The 18,553-nt window shown below is 40.8% G+C and carries 12 protein-coding genes and 1 pseudogene; 7 read left to right on the top strand and 6 right to left on the bottom strand.

The window, feature by feature from the left end; all coding sequences use genetic code 11:
- Positions 1-120: 120 nt before the first annotated feature.
- The 5 genes from I6E24_RS10995 to metH all read left to right on the top strand — a co-directional run bounded on the left by I6E24_RS10995 (position 121) and on the right by metH (position 5,562).
- The gene (locus tag I6E24_RS10995; RefSeq protein WP_235328589.1) at positions 121-630 is read left to right on the top strand and encodes a DMP19 family protein; all 510 of its coding nucleotides are present in this window, start codon (positions 121-123) and stop codon (positions 628-630) included.
- 83 nt (positions 631-713) lie between these two features.
- Positions 714-1,496: a hypothetical protein gene (locus I6E24_RS10990; protein ID WP_235328588.1), complete on the top strand. Its 783-nt coding sequence runs from the start codon at positions 714-716 to the stop codon at positions 1,494-1,496.
- A 230-nt stretch (positions 1,497-1,726) separates the two neighbouring features.
- Positions 1,727-2,296 carry a YIP1 family protein gene (locus I6E24_RS10985; RefSeq protein WP_235328587.1) on the top strand — a complete coding sequence of 190 codons (570 nt, stop codon included), beginning with the start codon at positions 1,727-1,729 and terminating at the stop codon, positions 2,294-2,296.
- 35 nt (positions 2,297-2,331) lie between these two features.
- On the top strand, positions 2,332-2,793 hold the full coding sequence (gene smpB, locus I6E24_RS10980; protein WP_235328590.1) for an SsrA-binding protein SmpB: 462 nt from the start codon (positions 2,332-2,334) through the stop codon (positions 2,791-2,793).
- A gap of 9 nt (positions 2,794-2,802) precedes the next feature.
- A complete protein-coding gene (metH, locus tag I6E24_RS10975) occupies positions 2,803-5,562 on the top strand; it encodes a methionine synthase (protein WP_235328586.1) in 2,760 nt (919 codons plus the stop codon).
- Between the two features lie 44 nt (positions 5,563-5,606).
- Here the strand turns inward: metH and I6E24_RS10970 are convergent, their stop codons facing one another.
- The 4 genes and pseudogenes from I6E24_RS10970 to uvrA all read right to left on the bottom strand — a co-directional run bounded on the left by I6E24_RS10970 (position 5,607) and on the right by uvrA (position 13,457).
- A complete protein-coding gene (locus I6E24_RS10970) occupies positions 5,607-6,344 on the bottom strand; it encodes a nucleotidyltransferase family protein (protein ID WP_235328585.1) in 738 nt (245 codons plus the stop codon).
- Positions 6,341-7,794: pseudogene (locus tag I6E24_RS10965) on the bottom strand (RapZ C-terminal domain-containing protein). Before I6E24_RS10965 ends, I6E24_RS10970 begins: the two are co-directional and overlap by 4 nt.
- Positions 7,795-7,859: 65 nt before the next feature.
- Positions 7,860-10,454 carry a xylan 1,4-beta-xylosidase gene (gene xyl3A, locus I6E24_RS10960; RefSeq protein WP_235328584.1) on the bottom strand — a complete coding sequence of 865 codons (2,595 nt, stop codon included), beginning with the start codon at positions 10,452-10,454 and terminating at the stop codon, positions 7,860-7,862.
- A gap of 231 nt (positions 10,455-10,685) precedes the next feature.
- On the bottom strand, positions 10,686-13,457 hold the full coding sequence (gene uvrA, locus I6E24_RS10955) for an excinuclease ABC subunit UvrA (RefSeq protein WP_235328583.1): 2,772 nt from the start codon (positions 13,455-13,457) through the stop codon (positions 10,686-10,688).
- A 200-nt stretch (positions 13,458-13,657) separates the two neighbouring features.
- Here uvrA and I6E24_RS10950 point away from each other — a divergent pair, with 200 nt between their 5' ends.
- Together I6E24_RS10950 and I6E24_RS10945 are read left to right on the top strand one after the other, a co-directional pair.
- Complete coding sequence (locus tag I6E24_RS10950) at positions 13,658-14,353, top strand: hemerythrin domain-containing protein (RefSeq protein WP_235328582.1); 696 nt, start codon at positions 13,658-13,660, stop codon at positions 14,351-14,353.
- Positions 14,350-14,958: a response regulator transcription factor gene (locus I6E24_RS10945; protein ID WP_235328581.1), complete on the top strand. Its 609-nt coding sequence runs from the start codon at positions 14,350-14,352 to the stop codon at positions 14,956-14,958. Before I6E24_RS10950 ends, I6E24_RS10945 begins: the two co-directional genes overlap by 4 nt.
- Positions 14,959-15,309: 351 nt before the next feature.
- Here I6E24_RS10945 and pflA read toward each other — a convergent pair whose 3' ends face one another.
- Both pflA and pflB read right to left on the bottom strand, forming a co-directional pair.
- The gene (pflA, locus tag I6E24_RS10940; RefSeq protein ID WP_235328580.1) at positions 15,310-16,038 is read right to left on the bottom strand and encodes a pyruvate formate-lyase-activating protein; all 729 of its coding nucleotides are present in this window, start codon (positions 16,036-16,038) and stop codon (positions 15,310-15,312) included.
- A gap of 221 nt (positions 16,039-16,259) precedes the next feature.
- Positions 16,260-18,482, bottom strand: coding sequence for a formate C-acetyltransferase (gene pflB, locus I6E24_RS10935; protein ID WP_235328579.1), 2,223 nt, complete (start codon positions 18,480-18,482; stop codon positions 16,260-16,262).
- Between the last annotated feature and the right edge of the window lie 71 nt (positions 18,483-18,553).

The following is an 18,553-nucleotide window of genomic DNA, read 5'->3' as shown; positions in this document are numbered from 1 at the left end:
TCACTGGCTAACTGAACCGGCGGTCAACTAAGTTAAAGTCTGCTAGACTAAACTTAAATTACATAAATATTGTATGTTTGGCGAAAAAATATTTCCTTTGTAGAAATATAAACATAAGTTATGGAAATAAAGAAAATAACAGTGTCCGACGCAGAATTGCGTAAGGGTGCAGAGGAAGGAATGGATGCTTTTCTCAAAGTTTTTACAGATAAATATATTGAAGTTACCGGAGGTGAGATTAACGCTGAGACTATGCCGTTGCTTAATGGTTTCCAGCATTCTTTGTTGGGATATCATATCTTTCGTGAGGAAGTTCTCGAGGGAGGTTTCGTACAGTTGATTCAGAATGGTTACGGTCCGTATATATTCGAAAATCCTTTTGCAAAAGCTATGCGTATGTTTGGTGCCAAGGATTTTGCCAAACTGATTTATGATGCAAAAGCCATCTATGATGCAAACAAGGCTGATTTGCAAAAGGAATGTACTGACGAAGAGTTTATGGCTATGTACGAACAGTATGAGGTTTTCGACGATTTGGAAGAACAGTTCATGGATATGGAAGAGATGGTGACTGCAACAATTGCAGAGTATGTGGACAATCATTTGGAAGATTTTGCAGAAATAGAATAATTTTTTTTGTTTTTCATGCAGTATTTACATTTATAGTGCATTTACTGTATAGTTTATTAATTTTAAAAAGAAAATAGATATTTATGAAGAAAACAAAGTTCGCGGTTTTGCTTACCGCATTTATGGCAGTGTTGGGATTGAGTTCTTGTTTGGGTGAGCCTGATCCGTATAATACAGTTACAGAAATAATGAAAGTGGAAAGAGGGTATATGGGTATTGGTTATACCTTTGAAAGTTCAGCAGGTTATTCTGTAGAGCCTACAAATTCAAGTATGTTTACTTCAGATATAAATTCTACTTATGCATGGGTAACATATAAATATGATACCAGAACTACAGTAATTAATGAAAATAATAAAACTATTGATGCTGAGATACAGTATTTGTTGCCAATAAATGAGATAGAACCTGGTTATGGAGCTATGGAAGCAAACGCTGCAATGTTTGCTGTTTCTGAATCTGTAAAATTTTATGATAAAACCAATATCTTTATTAATTTGACATATTACTATGAGAGTTCAAATGATCAAGATGATTTGACTGAGGAGTTAGGTAAACATGATTTTTATTTGACAAAGGCTACTGCAGAAGAAGATGAAGATGTGACAGATGACACAATGGTTTTGTTTTTAACTCATATGGTAGCAGATGCAGAAAATAATGAGGATAGAAAAGCTAAAGGTACAGAGACACGTCATTTTGATTTGAATTATCTTTTGCAAGGAAGTGTTCCTGAGAAAATACTTATCAAGTTCAAACAGAACTCCAGCTCTATAGAAGCAGGTGATAAGGCAGATGACAGTAATATCGAGATAGAATATAAGTCTATTATTGATACTTATTTTAATAATAATTCTAGCTTATAATTTTTTTTAATTTTCTCATACTGATTATACGGGTTTTAAACACGAAATGAATAAGTGTTTAAGGCCCGTTTTGTTTTGTCACTATTATTATGAAAAATCAGACAAACAAACGGAATATTTTCGTTCTTTTTTTATAAATTTGCGGTTCAAATCTTTTTTTGCTGACGATAAAAAAGATTAAGGTATTAGTAAGGAATATCAAAGGATTAGAAACTTAAAACTTAGGAACATTGAATTACAAAGATTTGTTATCAAGGACATTGTTTATACTTTCATCGCCTGCAAAGGCTTGGGAGCAAATAGCATCAGAAAATGATGCAAAAGCAGTTTTGCCGGCTTTTGTTTATCCTCTGATAGGATTATGCGGAGTCTGCGAATTTATTGGAACATTTTTTGGAAAAGAGTTTATACCTGACGTGTTTCAATTGGCACTGACACATTGCTGTGCAGTGGCAGTCGCATTGTTCGGAGGCTTTTTCCTGTCTTCATATCTGATAGAAAAGATGTTGCAGAAATGGTTCGCAACAACATTGTCCAAAGACATGATAACCGTATTTGTGGCATATTCCATGACTGTTAAGTTTGTACTGGATATGCTTAGCAGTCTGCTTTCGTTGAAACTTCTGCTTGTGATACTTCAGATATATACGCTTTTTGTGGTATTTGAGGGTACCAGGAGATTTCTTAAGATTAGGGAGGATAAAGTAACACTTTTTACGCTGGTTGCAACAATAATAATCCTGTTGTGTCCTTCGATTATCGAGTTGGTGTTTAATAAACTGTCTGTCACTCTTCGTTGATTAAGTGGGTGTAGATGGATAAAGAAAGAGTAGATATGAAAAATCAGACAAACAATAATATTAATATAAAGAATAAGCGTGCGTCGTTTGATTACGAATTTATAGATACATATACAGCCGGAATAGTGCTCACCGGAACAGAAATAAAGTCCATCAGACAGGGAAAGGCGAGTCTTGTGGATACTTTCTGTTTCTTCTCGAAAGGGGAATTATGGGTGAAGAATATGCACATAGCCGAATATTTCTATGGCTCGTATAACAATCATCTGGCGCGACGCGACCGTAAACTTTTGCTCAACAAGAAAGAACTTCGTAAGTTGCAGCGTGGAATACAGGAAACTGGATTTACCATTGTTCCTACACGTATGTTTATAAATGAACGCGGACTTGCAAAGGTGGTTATAGCACTTGCAAAAGGTAAGAAACAATACGACAAGCGCGAAACGCTTAAAGAGAAAGACGACAAGAGAATGATGGACCGTATGTTTAAGAGATAAACATAATATATGCTTACAAAATCAATACAACAATTATTAAGCGAGCGTATTCTGGTTCTGGACGGAGCTATGGGTACGATGATACAACGATATGGACTGGCAGAGGATGATTTCCGTGGAGAGCGTTTCAAGGAACTTCCGGGACAGCAGAAAGGGAATAATGACTTGCTTTGTCTTACACGCCCTGATGTTATAGAGGAAATACACAGAAAATATCTTCAGGCAGGGGCGGACATAATTGAAACCAACAGTTTCAATGCCACTCCTGTCTCAATGACCGATTATCATGCAGAAAATCTTTGCCGTGAAATAAATTTTGCGGCTGCACGCATAGCAAGAAAGGTAGCAGATGAGTTTACAGCCCTAAACCCTGATAAACCAAGGTTTGTGGCTGGCTCTGTGGGACCAACCAACAAGACATGTTCTATGAGTCCGGACGTGAACAATCCTGCATATCGTGCACTGACATTCGATGAATTATGTTCTGCATACTGCATTCAGATGGAAGCCTTGATAGAAGGTGGCGTGGATGAGATTCTTATTGAAACCATTTTCGATACACTGAATGCAAAGGCTGCAATCATGGCTGCAGAGAAATCTATGCAGAAAACTGGCAGAAAAGTTCCTCTAATGCTTTCAGTAACAGTTTCCGATATAGCCGGCAGAACTCTGTCCGGTCAGACTCTTGATGCTTTCCTTGCATCAGTACAGCATGCTGACATACTTTCTGTAGGACTAAACTGTTCGTTCGGAGCGAAACAACTTAAGCCGTTCCTGGAATCATTGGCAGCTCGTGCACCTTATTATATAAGCGCATATCCTAATGCCGGATTGCCAAACAGTCTGGGTCAGTATGACCAGACTCCGGAACAGATGGCAGAAGAGGTAAAAGAATATATCGATGAGGGATTGGTAAACATTATCGGTGGATGTTGTGGTACTACAGAAGAATATATAGCTAAATATCAGGAGCTGATAAAGGATGCTGTGCCTCATAAACCGGTTGCACGTACAGAATGTATGTGGCTCTCCGGTCTTGAACTTATGGAGCTTACTCCTGAAGTAAGATTCGTTAATGTAGGCGAAAGATGTAATGTTGCCGGTTCAAGAAAGTTTTTACGATTGATAAATGAAAAGAAATACGATGAGGCTCTTTCCATAGCACGTAAGCAGGTGGAAGACGGAGCTTTGGTTATAGACGTAAATATGGATGATGGTCTGCTGGATGCAACATCAGAGATGACTACTTTCCTTAACCTAATGGCGTCGGAACCGGAGATAGCACGTGTGCCTGTGATGATTGACTCTTCGAAATGGGATGTTATTCTTGCCGGTCTGAAATGTGTGCAGGGTAAATGTGTGGTAAACTCCATATCTCTGAAAGAGGGAGAAGAGGTGTTTATTGAGCATGCACGTACCATTAAGGCTTTCGGTGCGGCTGTCATAGTTATGGCATTCGACGAACAGGGACAGGCAGATACATACGAGCGAAAAATCTCAGTGTGCGAACGTGCATACCGTATCCTTACAGAGGTGGTAGGCTTTAATCCACACGACATAATATTCGACCCAAATGTGCTGGCTGTGGCAACTGGTATCGAGGAGCATAATAATTATGCTGTAGATTTCATACGTGCCACTGGGTGGATAAAGAAAAATCTTCCGGGAGCGCATATCAGCGGTGGAGTGAGCAATCTTTCTTTCTCTTTCCGCGGTAATAATTATATCCGAGAGGCTATGCATGCCGTATTCCTTTATCATGCCATCCAGCAGGGTATGGATATGGGTATAGTAAATCCAGGAGCATCAGTCCTGTATACAGATATTCCGGCAGATGTGCTTGAAAGGATAGAGGATGTGGTGCTTAATCGTCGTCCGGATGCAGCAGAAAGACTGATAGAGACAGCTGAACGTCTGAAGGCTGAGAAAGAAGGACAGACCGAGGAGCAGGCTTCTTCGTCCAAGATTGCATGGAGAGAAGGGGCTACAGTAGAGGAAAGACTGAAATACGCACTGGTGAAAGGTGTTGGTGATTTCCTTGAAGATGACTTGAACGAGGCTCTTGGCAAATATCCTAATGCTGTGAGTATTATCGAAGGTCCGTTGATGGATGGTATGAATCACGTTGGCGAGTTGTTCGGTTCCGGTAAGATGTTCCTTCCGCAGGTAGTCAAGACTGCCCGTACGATGAAAAAGGCTGTTGCTGTGCTCCAGCCATATATTGAGGCGGAAAAGAAGGATGGTGCTGCAAGTGCGGGAAAAGTCCTTCTGGCTACAGTGAAAGGTGATGTGCACGACATCGGAAAGAATATTGTTGGTGTGGTAATGGCGTGCAATAACTTTGAAATTATAGACCTTGGAGTTATGGTACCTGCTGAAAAGATTATAGAGACTGCCATACGTGAGAAGGTTGACATTGTAGGATTGAGCGGATTGATTACTCCTTCGCTTGACGAGATGGTACATACCGTTTCGGAAATGGAGCGTGCCGGACTTGATATACCTGTCATAGTGGGAGGTGCTACTACATCCAAACTGCATACTGCATTGAAGATTGTTCCTGCATATCATGCTCCTGTAGTTCATCTTAAGGATGCTTCGCAGAATGCTCCCGTTGCGGCAAAATTGCTCAATCCTGAACAGAAAGAAGTGTTTGTAAAGGAACTTTACGATGATTATAAGGCTCTTACAGATGTTCATCAGGAAAAGAAAGTAAATGTGGTTTCGCTTGATGAGGCGCGCGAAAACAGACTTAAACTTTGGGATTGATAATATATAATATTAAAGGCGGTTCTTGCGGACCGCCTTTAATATTATAACATACTTATAAATTCATTCGCTTTCTCCAATGTTTCAGGTTTCCCTATATCTATCAGCTTTATTTCCGGTTTTATGCATGCTCCGAAGTGTGCTTCATTACATCTCCCCAAATAGAAGTCCATTATAGGAAATTTACCGGTGTAGTTCTCATCCATATATTTCATTATTGATGGTGAAACTACATGTATTCCGCTGAAAGCATATTCTGAATATTCCGAAGAGTTATAAATGAAACCTTTCGGTTTTGTTTCACCGCTGTTTTTGTTTATCCATCCGCAGAGTCTGTCTTTTTTATTGAATATAAGATAGCGTGATGTTTTTCTTTCGCTAACCATAAGAGTGGCATCATTGCCGGAACGGATATGGAAATCATATAATGCGTTTAAGTCTACATCCGACAGTATATCTACATTATGTATCAGTACAGGCTCGTCAGTAGGGAATAGTTCAAAGGCACGTTTTATTCCTCCACCGGTATCGAGAAGCATTTCCCTTTCATCACTTAAATGGATATTCACTCCGAAGTTATTGTTGGCATGGAGGAAGTCTATTATCTGTTCTCCGAAATGATGGATATTTATAATGATGTCATCAAAACCGGATGATTTCAGTTTCATGATGACATGTTCAAGCATCGGTTTGCCTGCCACAGGTACCAGGGCCTTGGGCATTGTGTCTGTCAGTGGTTTGAGTCTTGTACCCAAACCGGCTGCGAAAATCATCGCTCTCATACTTCTGTATTATTAGCTTCGAAGATTTGTTCTATATTCTGTTCACGGTGAAGGAGTTCCACTCTTACTCCGAATTTGTTGTGAATATGTTCTGCCGTATGCTGTGCCGAATAGACGGAACGGTGCTGTCCGCCTGTACAGCCAAAACATATCATCAGGCTGGTAAAACCTCTTTCAAGATATCGCTTTACGTGTGCATCTGCAAGTGCATATACGTGAGTAAGGAATTCTGTTATCTCGCCATCGTTCTCAAGGAAGTCTATGACCGGTTTGTCAAGTCCTGTCATAGGTTTGTATTCGTCATATCTTCCGGGGTTATGTACATATCGGCAGTCAAAAACATATCCTCCTCCGTTGCCGGATGTATCTTCTGGAATACCTTTGCGATAGGAGAAACTCATCACTTTTACTGTAAGTTGTTTGTCTGTATTCATCGTTCTAATGTTGTTATATCGTTTATATCCATTTCAGAAAGCTGTATAAGCAGTTTGCTAAGGTATGGATATTCGTTTAAATGGTGTTTAAACAGTGTTTGAAGATTGTTTAAAGCGTATGGAATACTCTCAATGAAGTGGGCTTTGCGTTCGAACAATCCGCGGAAACCGTATGCACCGAGTACCTGCATAGTACGGAAAATAACGAAGTGGTGTAATGTCTTTCTGAACTCCTCAGGATTGATATTCTTGAACTTGCTTGCCTCACTGATATATGTGTCAATCATTTCTTCTCTTAAATCATTGTTGAAGTTGGCTTTAGCCTGCCATAGGAATGATGCTACATCGTAATAGATAGGACCTTTGCGTCCTCCTTGAAAATCAATTAAATAAGGTTCTTCGTCCTTGATTATAACATTTCGGCTCTGGAAGTCACGGTACATGAATGTGTCTGATGATGCTTTGAGCAGAATATCTGTCATAGCCTCAAAATCGTCTTCTAAAGTGCTCTCATTGAAACTGATGCCTGTGGCTTTAAGGAAACAGTACTTGAAATAGTTCAAATCCCACATTACTGTGCGCCGATTGAAATCCGATAATGGGTAACAGATATTGAAGTCCATACCCTCTACTCCTTTGAACTGGACAGATGGTAGAAGGGCTATACTTTTGCGTACGAGTTCTTTTTCATAATTGCTGAATGTCCCTGTAGTTCTTCCATTTGCAATGGCATTGAATAGGAGAGTATCACCAAGATCCTCTTGTATGTAGCAGCTTTCGTTGTCAGAAACGGCCAGAACTTTAGGAACAGGTATACCTTTGCTTTGGAAATGGCGTGCCATATATATGAAGGCACGGTTTTCTGCAATTGATTCTCCGCGTACGGCTATCAGACTGCGGATTCCTGTCATACGAAAATACTGACGGTTGGAACCGGAACCGGTCAGCAACTCGATATTATCGTGCTGCTGACCGGTAACTTGTTTGTATAATGTACTTATTATTTCTGTATTCATGTCTGGAGTTGTATTCTTTGAATTCAAAAGTACAACTCTTTTTTGTTGAATGCAAGAAATATTACTTATTTCACCTCTACAGTGAGTTTTTTCAGTTTACTCATATCAGATGTACCACCATAGTATACAGTGTATTCTCCTTCAAGAGTTCTCATAGTGTTGTTTTGAGTATCAAACCATTCGAAGTCTTCTTTTTCAAGAGTGATTTCTACTTTTTCAGTTTCTCCTTTTTCTATTTCCACTCTCTTGAAGCCTCTCAGTGCGTGGGATGGTCCTTCTTTATCATTGTTGTATTTCAGATATACCTGTACTACTTCTTCACCATTCATCTTACCAGTGTTCTTGACAGGTATTGTGAGTTTGATTTCGTCATCCTCATTGAGAGTATTGCTGCTTACTGTGGCATTCCCATATTCAAATGTAGTGTAGCTCAATCCATGGCCGAAACAGAAGAGAGGTTTCTCTGTCATATATCTGTATGTACGTCCTTTCATTGAATAGTCCTCAAAGTCAGGCAACTGTTCTACATTTTTATAGAAAGTAACAGGAAGTTTTCCTGCAGGGTTGTATTTACCCGTGATTACGTCTGCTACAGCTTGACCACCTGCTTGTCCAGGATACCAAGCCTGGATGATTGCATCGCAGTTTTGAGACTCTGGCACAAGTCCCATAGCCGAACCGGAGAAGTTTACGTATACTATTTTTTTACCAGCATCTTTCAGTTTTTTGATAAACTCTCTTTGTATATCAGGTAGTTCGATGTTTGTTCTGTCGCCACCTTTGAATCCTGGAATCTTGACAGACATTTCTTCGCCTTCAAGTGATGGAGATATACCTCCGGCAAATATTACAATATCAGCGTCTTTTATCTTGTCTATACTCTTCTGTAAGTTTACAGGAACATAATATCCCATATCGAAGTCAAGTGATGCGGCGCGGTCATCACTATTGAAAATGTATTCTATAGCTATATTATATTCTTTTCCAGCCTTGGCTTTAAGAGTATAAAGACTTTCGTTGTTTTTGATAAATCTTCCTTCTCCTACCTTTTCACCGTTTATGTAAAGTTTAATCTGTGCGTGAGCGGTGAAACAGAAGTCCATATCTGTATCTTTCTCAGGTTTTAATACACTTTCGTATTTGGCAGAGAAGTTCTGGATGTTTACTCCTGATGCAAAAGTAGTACCTCCGGTAGTGATGAAATGGAACGGTGTGCTTACGTGCGTAACTGTTGCCGGTTCGCCTTTCATTTCTGTATTATTCCAGTATGTTGCTTTAAAACCTGGTTTACCATCGCTGCTGCATTGGCTGAAAGTGCTGTTCAGATATGTATTTATAGTTCTGTCGCATCCCTGTTCGTATATCAGATTTTCAGGATTGACAGAATTCTTTAATCCTTCCAGTAATGTTACGGTGTGTGAAGGGTATCCATTATAGTTACCCCATTGCATTGTAGAATCGTTGGCATTAGGTCCAACAAGAGCGATTTTCTCATTGCCTTTCAGCGGAAGAATATTATTTCTGTTCTGTAAAAGCACCATTGATTCTCTTGCCATCTTGAGTGCAAGTTCTCTGTGTTCTTTAGAATCGACTACTGAGTATGGGATTTTGCTCCATGGAGTTTCTTCGTCCATTTCTCCTAATTCGAATCTGGCTTTCAGAAGTCTTTTGAGTGACTTGTCTATGCGTTCTTCTGTTATAAGCCCTGCCTTTACTGCTTCTGGAAGAGAAGAGTAGTTTGGACCGCATTCCAAATCAGTACCATTCGATACGGCATCGGCAATGGCATGATTCTTGTCAGGATGTGTTTCATGATTTCCTTTTGTCCAAAAGTCGTTGATAGCCCAACAGTCTGAAACTACGATGCCGTCGAATCCCCATTCATCTCGCAGAATCTGGGTGAGAAGTCTGTTGCTGCCACAGCAAGGTTCGCCTTCGTAACGGTTATATGCACACATCACTTCTTTTACATCAGCTTCCTGTACAAGCTCTTTGAATGCAGGAAGGTATGTTTCCCACAAATCTCTAGGAGAAATGTTTTCGGCATTATAGCTGTGTCTGTTCCACTCAGGTCCTGAATGTACTGCATAATGTTTTGCACAGGCATGCAGTTTATCGTATTTGCTGTCGTCCGGGCCTTGAAGTCCTTTAACTACAGCAACTCCCATTCTTGATGTCAAGTATGGATCCTCACCGTACGTTTCCTGTCCTCTTCCCCAACGAGGGTCTCTGAATATGTTTACGTTAGGAGTCCACATTGTCAGTCCCTGATATCTTTTTAATCCACCCGTCTTGCTGAATTCAGTCGATTTAGCTCTTGCCTCATCCGAAACAGATGTAAAGACATCGTATAGAAGTTCGTCGTTGAATGATGCAGCCATACCTATTGCCTGTGGGTATACTGTAGCCAAACCGGCTCTTGCCACTCCGTGAAGAGCTTCATTCCACCAATCGTATGCTTTTATGCCAAGTCTTTCTATTGCCGGTGATTCATTTTGCATCAGAAGAGCCTTTTCTTCAAGTGTGAGTCTTTTCAATAAGTCTTCAGCTCTTTCTTCGGGAGATAATGACGGGTCTTGATAAGGAAATTTGTTTTCTTGTGTGCACGACGATGCTAATGCACAGAAGATGCCTGCCTGTAATAAGATTTTAAAATTCATAATGGTTAATGTCTTTATGCTTTTTCATGTTTAAGATTATGTATACTTATATGTTGTAACAAGTGCAAATATAGTTTTATTGTTTGAGAATATATATTCTATATGTAACAAATTCTTGCGTATATGTTTCATTTAGCATTATTTTGTTACCTCAGACAAAAAATAAGGTTGTGCGACATAATAAAGTAGTCACACAACCTATATGATTTTTTTTTAGTCGGTACTGTTTTTTCAATTCATTTTCTCGGCAAGGAATTGTCCTGTGTATGACGCACCGCATTTGGCCACTTCTTCAGGTGTTCCTGCTATAACTAGATTTCCTCCTTTGTCGCCACCTTCAGGACCGAGGTCTATAACATAGTCCGCACATTTTATCACGTCCATGTTGTGTTCGATTATCACTATCGTATGACCTCTTGCTATCAGAGAATCGAAAGCCTCAAGCAGTTTTTTTATGTCGTGGAAATGCAGACCAGTAGTCGGTTCGTCGAACACAAATATTGTTGGCTGCGATCTTTCCACGCTGAGGAAGTATGCCAGTTTTACTCTTTGGTTTTCACCTCCTGAAAGTGTAGACGATGACTGTCCGAGTTTGATGTATCCTAATCCTACTTCCTGTAGCGGTTGCAGTTTCTTTACAATCTTCTTTTGGTTGTGTTCTGTAAAGAATTCTATGGCCTGATTAACGGTCATCTCAAGTATGTCGTAAATATTTTTTCCTTCGAATTTTACTTCAAGTACATCACTCTTGAAACGCTTTCCGTGGCATGACTCACATTCCAGAACGAGGTCGGCCATGAACTGCATTTCTACCGTCACTGTGCCTTCGCCCTTACATTCTTCGCAACGTCCACCTTCGGTGTTGAAAGAGAAATAACCGGCTGTATATCCCATCTGCTTGGATAGGGGCTGTTCGGCAAAAAGTTTTCTTATCTCATCGTATGCCTTGACGTATGTCACAGGATTACTGCGTGATGATTTTCCGATAGGATTTTGGTCGACAAACTCAATGTCATTTATCATTTTTATATCTCCTTCCAGAGATACGAATTCGCCCGGTCTCTCACTGGCCTCGTTATATTCGCGCTTAAGCGCCTTATAGAACACGTCACGTACGAGGGTACTCTTTCCGGAACCGCTAACTCCGGTAACTACCGTCATTACATTAAGCGGAAACTTGACATCGATACCTTTCAGATTGTTCTCTCTTGCACCTTTAATTTCTATATAGTTGTTCCATGAACGGTGGCTTAGTGGAAGAGGGATAGTCTCTTCGCCCAACAGATATTTCACAGTGTAGCTGTTACTGCCTTTCTGCAGATCTTTCATATCACCATGATATACCACTTCACCACCCAGACGTCCGGCTTTCGGACCTATATCTATAATATAGTCTGCAGCACGTATTATCTCCTCATCATGTTCTACCACAACAACTGTGTTGCCAAGCTGTTGGAGTTGTCGCAATACCTTTATCAGTTTATCGGTATCGCGGCTGTGAAGCCCTATGCTTGGTTCGTCAAGTATATATAATGAGCCGACAAGACTGCTTCCAAGCGATGTAGCAAGATTGATACGCTGACTTTCACCACCTGAAAGGGTGTTACTCAGACGGTTAAGGGTGAGATATCCCAAACCTACGTCCATAAGGAAATTCAGACGGCTGTTTATCTCATTAAGAAGTCTCTGCGCTACAAGAGTGTCGTGCTCGTTAAGCTGAAGTGTACGGAAAAACTCCTTCAGTTCTGATATAGGCATGTCAACCAGCTGACAGATGTTTTTCCCACCTACTTTCACGTATGTGGCTTCCTTTTTCAGTCTGCCGCCCTTACACGTCGGACAAGTGGTTTTGCCCCTATAGCGTGCCAGCATCACCCTATATTGTATCTTATACTGGTTTTCTTCCAGCATTTTGAAGAATGTATCTATACAGGTTTTTTCTCGCGGACCATGCCAGAGATAGTCTTTCTGTTCCTCTGTAAGTTCGTAATATGGTGTGAAAATCGGGAAGTTGTGTTTTGGCGCTTCGCGCAGGAATTCCTGAAGCCATTCACCCATCTTTTCTCCTCGCCAGCACATCACGGCGCCATCATAGACACTAAGGGCTCTGTTTGGTATTACCAGATGTTCGTCTATGCCTATAATCTTTCCGAATCCTTCGCATGTCGGACATGCTCCGATTGGGGAATTGAAAGAAAACATCTGGTCTGTCGGTTCTTCGAATTTAATACCGTCTGCCTCGAATTTTGTACTGAAGCAGTGAAGCCTTGTCTCTCCATCGGACAGGTAGAAACGCAGCATACATTTGCCGTCACCTTCGTACATGGCTGTCTCGGCTGAATCTGTCAGTCGGCTTATAGAGTCTTTGTCGTCGCTACAGCTCATACGGTCTATCAGAAGATATACCTTGTCGCTTTCGTCGTATTTGTAATCTTCTATCCTGACTATCTCGCCATCTACCTCCAGACGTGTAAAGCCCTGTTTCAGGTCCATGTCAAGTTGCTCCTGATGAGTACGTCCGTCGCGTGGAAGCAGTAGAGTGAGGACTGTGTATCTTGTGCCTTTAGGATAGGAGAGCATGCAGTTGACAATGTCTTCAGGGCTGTCCTTCTTTACAAGTTCGCCGCTGACAGGAGAATATGTCTTTCCAACCCTGGCAAACAATAGGCGCAGATATTCGTATATTTCGGTTGAAGTACCTACGGTAGATCGTGGATTCCGGCTCACCACTTTCTGCTCAATGGCTATAGCAGGTGGAATGCCTTTTATGAAATCACATTCCGGCTTTCCCATTCTTCCTAGGAACTGGCGTGCATACGAGGAAAGGCTTTCCACATATCTTCGCTGCCCTTCGGCATAAAGAGTGTCGAATGCCAATGAAGATTTTCCGGAGCCGGACAGACCGGTTATTACCACCAGTTTGTTGCGCGGTATATCTACGTCAATATTTTTAAGGTTGTTTACTCTAGCACCTTTTATTGAAATGTATTTGCTGTCGGACATTCTGTTTCGTATTTTTTTTGATATATGCAAAGATAGGACATTCAGTCAGAATTTGGAAAATTAATGTATGAAATTAGATTTTTTCGTCTATTTTCCTCATCTTTGTAAAGATGAAATATACCTAAAAGTAGGTATTGACAGCTCTGATTTTTATATATTATTTTGCAACCGGAATTAGAACTATGAACAATGTTTTGAATATGTATAGAACCAGAATCTACAAACCGACGGATAAAATGAGTGACCTGATTTGCGAAAACTACGCTCTTCTTCAGGTTCTGAGTCGATTTGGTATTTCTCTCGGGTTTGGAGATAAGAATGTTCGTGAGGTTTGTGAACTGAATAATGTGGACTGTAACACATTCCTGACTGTGGTAAACTTCCTTATTGAGGACAGTAATAGGATGGAAGATCATCTGGAAGGAATATCTATTACTTCACTGATGAATTATTTGAGGGAAGCTCACTCTTATTTTCTTGATTTTCAATTGCCCACAATCAGGCGAAAACTCATTGATGCTATAGGTGATTCGAAAGAGAAGGATGTAACGTTCCTTATATTGCGTTTTTTTGACGCATACGTTGACGAAGTGAAGAAACACATGGAGCATGAGAATGAGAATGTGTTTACATACGTGGAACAGCTTCTGCGTGGCGAACATCCACAGGGCTACAATATCAGTGTGTTTGCCAGTCATCATGAACATATAGACACTAAGCTCACTGAACTTAAGAATATAATTATCAAGTATTTCCCTGCGGGAGGGAACAACCGTTTGCTCAATGCAACCTTGTTCGATATCTTCAGTTGCGAGGAAGATCTTGCATCGCACAATAGGGTAGAAGACTTTCTGTTTGTACCGGCAATAAAGAAATTGGAAAAGGAGGCAAAATGAAATCTCATGATGTTATAAATATTGCAGTTGCTGAGGCTTCAATGATAATAAGGACAGGTCTGATATCTGTATTGAGACATCTGCCTGATTATAATGTGGAGACCCTTGAGATAGCCTCAATGGAGGGATTGCAACTGTGTATGGAATCGCACAAACCTGATATATTGATAGTTAACCCAATGTTCGACGGGTGGTTCAATGTAGAGGAAATCAAGCGGCAATACGAGGCGCACGATGTGAAATTCATGTCGTTGGTATGTACGGTTGTTGATGCAAATATGCTTAAGGATTATGATGAGAGCATAAATCTGTTTGACGATGTAGACTCGCTTTCCGCAAAATTGTCAGGTCTGATCAATGTAGGAGATGATGAAGACGGTGATCCGGATGCTTTGAGCCAGCGCGAGAAGGAAATCTTGGGATATGTAGTAAAGGGTATGACCAATAAGGAGATAGCAGAAAAACTTTATATATCCGTACACACAGTTATTACTCACAGAAGAAATATAACACGCAAACTGCAGGTACATTCCGCTGCCGGACTTACTATATATGCTATAGTGAATAAATTAGTAGATATAAGCGAGGTAAAGATGAAACTCTGAGTTGAAAAATACCTACTTTTAGGTATTGCCTGAAATGGCTCGAGTGATTACCTTTGCAGTGTTAGTCATATAGAAATTACGTAAACCACAAAAGTAAAAAAGTTAGTTATTAGTTGGGCGCACCCTGCGAAGTGATTCGCGGGGTGCACGCATTTTAATAGTCAAGCTTTGCTTGTTGATAGGAAACAAATGATTGATTGTTCACTATTTTTTCGTTCCTATCTGAGTCCACTTTAATTTGTGTTATTGATGTGTTGTGTGTGGCTGTTCGTTTGTAATTCATTTATTCTGCCTATTAAATGGTGAATAAACAATATTACTGCATCAGAGACAAATATTTTTTCAGAAAAATCAGTTCACATAAACTGTTTTGAAATATTTTTGGAATATATTTTTGGCTTCTTCAAGCTGTTCCTGAGTATTGCATTCTACTCCTTTAAGCTTATATTCCAGATTCATAGCCTCGTATTTATGCACTCCTAGTGTATGATAAGGTAGGATTTCCACTCTTTCAATTTGTTTGTAATCCTTGAAATGCTCTCCTAATGCCTCCATGTCCTCCTTAAATGCGCTGTGCCCCTGAACCAGTACATATCTCAGCCAGAAAGGTTTGCCGTTTTCTTCAAGCCATGCGGCGGTTTTCAGAGTCTTTTCGTTGCTGCGTTCTGTCAGAGCCTTGTGTCTGACGGAATTGAATTCCTTTACATCAAGCAGAATTAAGTCTGCTAGCGAGAGAAGCTCTTTTACATCTTCGTTCCAGATACTACCATTTGTATCTACGCAAATGTGTATTCCAGCTTCTTTCAGCATTCTGAATAGTGGTACGAGTGCTTTTGCCTGAAATGTTGGTTCTCCACCGCTGAATGTTATTCCTCCCTTCTTTCCGAAAAAAGGTTTCTGGCTTACAGCCATTTTCAGAATTTCTTCAGGAGCTGTTTCCTTGCTTTCGCCTTTTGGATCTATAGTGTCAGGATTGGCACAGTACAGGCAACGGAAATTGCAGCCTTGCAGGAAAACCACCAGACGGATTCCCGGTCCGTCGTAAGTGCCAAGCGATTCGTATGAATGTACTCTTATCATATTTTGATTTTATAATTTTTTGCCGGTTAATTCTTCGCACATTTATCGTGACTTTGTCCGTTGGCGGCAAGTTTCTTTAGTTTGTATAAATGTCAAGACAAAATCTACGGTTAAGTTTAAAATAAAAATAGCAGAGACTGCATGATGATTGGCAGCCTCTGCTTTAAAGCTATAGTATCATCGCCAATCTTTATTCAGGAGTGACGAGTTTTACAATTCAATTACATGCGTTCGTGGAAACTGCGTGAGATAACTTCCAACTGATGCTCGCGGCTCAGTTTGATGAAGTTAACTGCATATCCAGAAACACGGATTGTCAACTGTGGATACTTTTCAGGATGTTCCATAGCGTCTTCCAGCATTTCACGGTTCAGAACGTTAACGTTCAGATGGTGTGCACCTTTCACAAAGTAGCCGTCCATCATTGTCACAAGATTCTCGATACGGTTTTCCATATCAACACCAAGTGATTTAGGAACGATAGAGAATGTGTTACTGATACCGTCCTGTGAGTCGCGGTAACGAAGTTTTGCTACTGAGCTCAGTGATGCAATTGCACCGTTTTTGTCACGTCCGTGCATTGGGTTGGCACCCGGAGCGAAAGCAACACCTTTGGCACGACCGTCAGGAGTAGCACCAGTCTTCTTACCGTACATAACGTTCGAAGTGATAGTAAGGATAGAAAGTGTTGGCTTAGCGTTCTTGTAGATAGGAAGTTTCTTCAACTCTTCGTCGAAGTAGTAAATCAAGTCTACAGCCAGGTGGTCTACGCGGTCATCATCGTTACCGAAGCATGGGAATTCACCTTCGATTTCGAATCCTTCAGTCAGGCCGATATCGTTACGTTTAGCCTTAACCTTAGCATATTTGATAGCTGAAAGTGAGTCAACTGCGATTGACATACCTGCCACACCGTATGCAAGATTTATCACGTGGTCAGTATCAACGAAAGCCATCTGAGCCTTTTCGTAATAATACTTGTCGTGCATATAGTGTATGATGTTCATAGCTTCGTTGTATACACGAGCCATTTCCTTCAATACCTTCTTGTAGTTGGCAAGAACTTCTTCAAACTGAAGAAAGTCGCCGCTCAATACAGGAATGTCCTTGACCATCAGTGTACCGGTGTTTTCACATCTACCACCGTTGATTGCAAGAAGAAGAGCTTTTGCAAGGTTACAACGAGCACCGAAGAACTGGATGTGACGGCCTATATCCTGGTAAGAAACGCAACATGCAATACCGTAGTCGTCAGAGTTACGTACTTCGCGCATCAGTTCGTCATTTTCGTACTGGATAGATGATGTATCGATAGAAACCTGAGCGCAGAAGTTCTTGAATCCTTCTGGAAGTTCAGGGCTCCAAAGAACAGTCAAGTTTGGTTCTGGTGATGGACCGAGGTTGTAAAGAGTCTGCAAGAAACGGAACGAAGTCTTAGTAACCTTAGTACGTCCGTCGTTGAAGCGTCCGCCGATAGCTTCAGTTACCCAAGTTGGGTCACCGGCAAAGATATCAGTGTAAGCCTGCATACGCAAGTGACGAACCATACGCAACTTAATAACGAACTGGTCAATCAATTCCTGTGCATGTATTTCGTCAAGCAGACCGTGAGCCATGTCATATTCTATATAAATATCAAGGAAAGATGAAACGTTACCAAGTGACATCGCAGCACCATCCTGTTCCTTAACAGCAGCAAGATATGCCATATATACCCACTGAACAGCTTCCTGAGCGTTAGTAGCCGGACGGCTGAGGTCAAGACCATACTGTTCGCCCATAATCTTGATTTCCTTGAGAGCCTTGATCTGTTCTGCAACTTCCTCGCGCTGACGGATGCGTGCTTCAGTCATAGGACCTGTCAGATGACGCAAATCATCCTGTTTAGCTTCGATAAGACGGTCTATACCGTAAAGTGCTAGACGGCGGTAGTCACCGATTATACGTCCGCGTGCATAGTTGTCAGGCAAACCAGTAAGGAATCCCAGTGAGCGGAATGAGCGTATTTCTTCAGTGTAAGCATCGAATACACCGTCGTTGTGAGTCTTGCGATAGTGAGTGAAAATATCCTTAACCTTTGGATCTACTTCTACACCGTTTTCACGGCATGCTTTTTCTACAACCTTAATACCTCCGAATGGTTTGATTGCGCGGCGCAGAACCTCGTCTGTCTGCAAACCTACAATCACTTCGTTATCCTTATCTATATACCCTGGAGCGAATGATGTGATGGTAGAAACTGTCGAAGGATCAAGCGAGCGTACTCCGTTGTTAGCACGTTCTTCAGCCAAAGCTTCCAAACATTTGTTCCAAACTGCCTTTGTGCGTTCTGTTGGACCTGCCAGAAATGAAGCGTCACCCTCGTATGGAGTGATGTTAGTCTTTACAAAATCCGTAACATTGATTTCATGGTTCCAACGACCTTCTTTGAAATTCATTACCATAGTGATTAATATTTTATTGTTTAAAATGATTTTTAACCACTGCAAAGATACTAATAAATACCATACTATAC

Origin of the sequence: Bacteroides caecigallinarum, from assembly GCF_021530995.1 — a bacterium.
Classification (GTDB): Bacteria; Bacteroidota; Bacteroidia; order Bacteroidales; family Bacteroidaceae; genus Phocaeicola; species Phocaeicola faecigallinarum.
The sequence above is the reverse complement of the archived record's forward strand: the minus strand, read 5'-3'. Positions and strand labels throughout refer to the sequence as shown.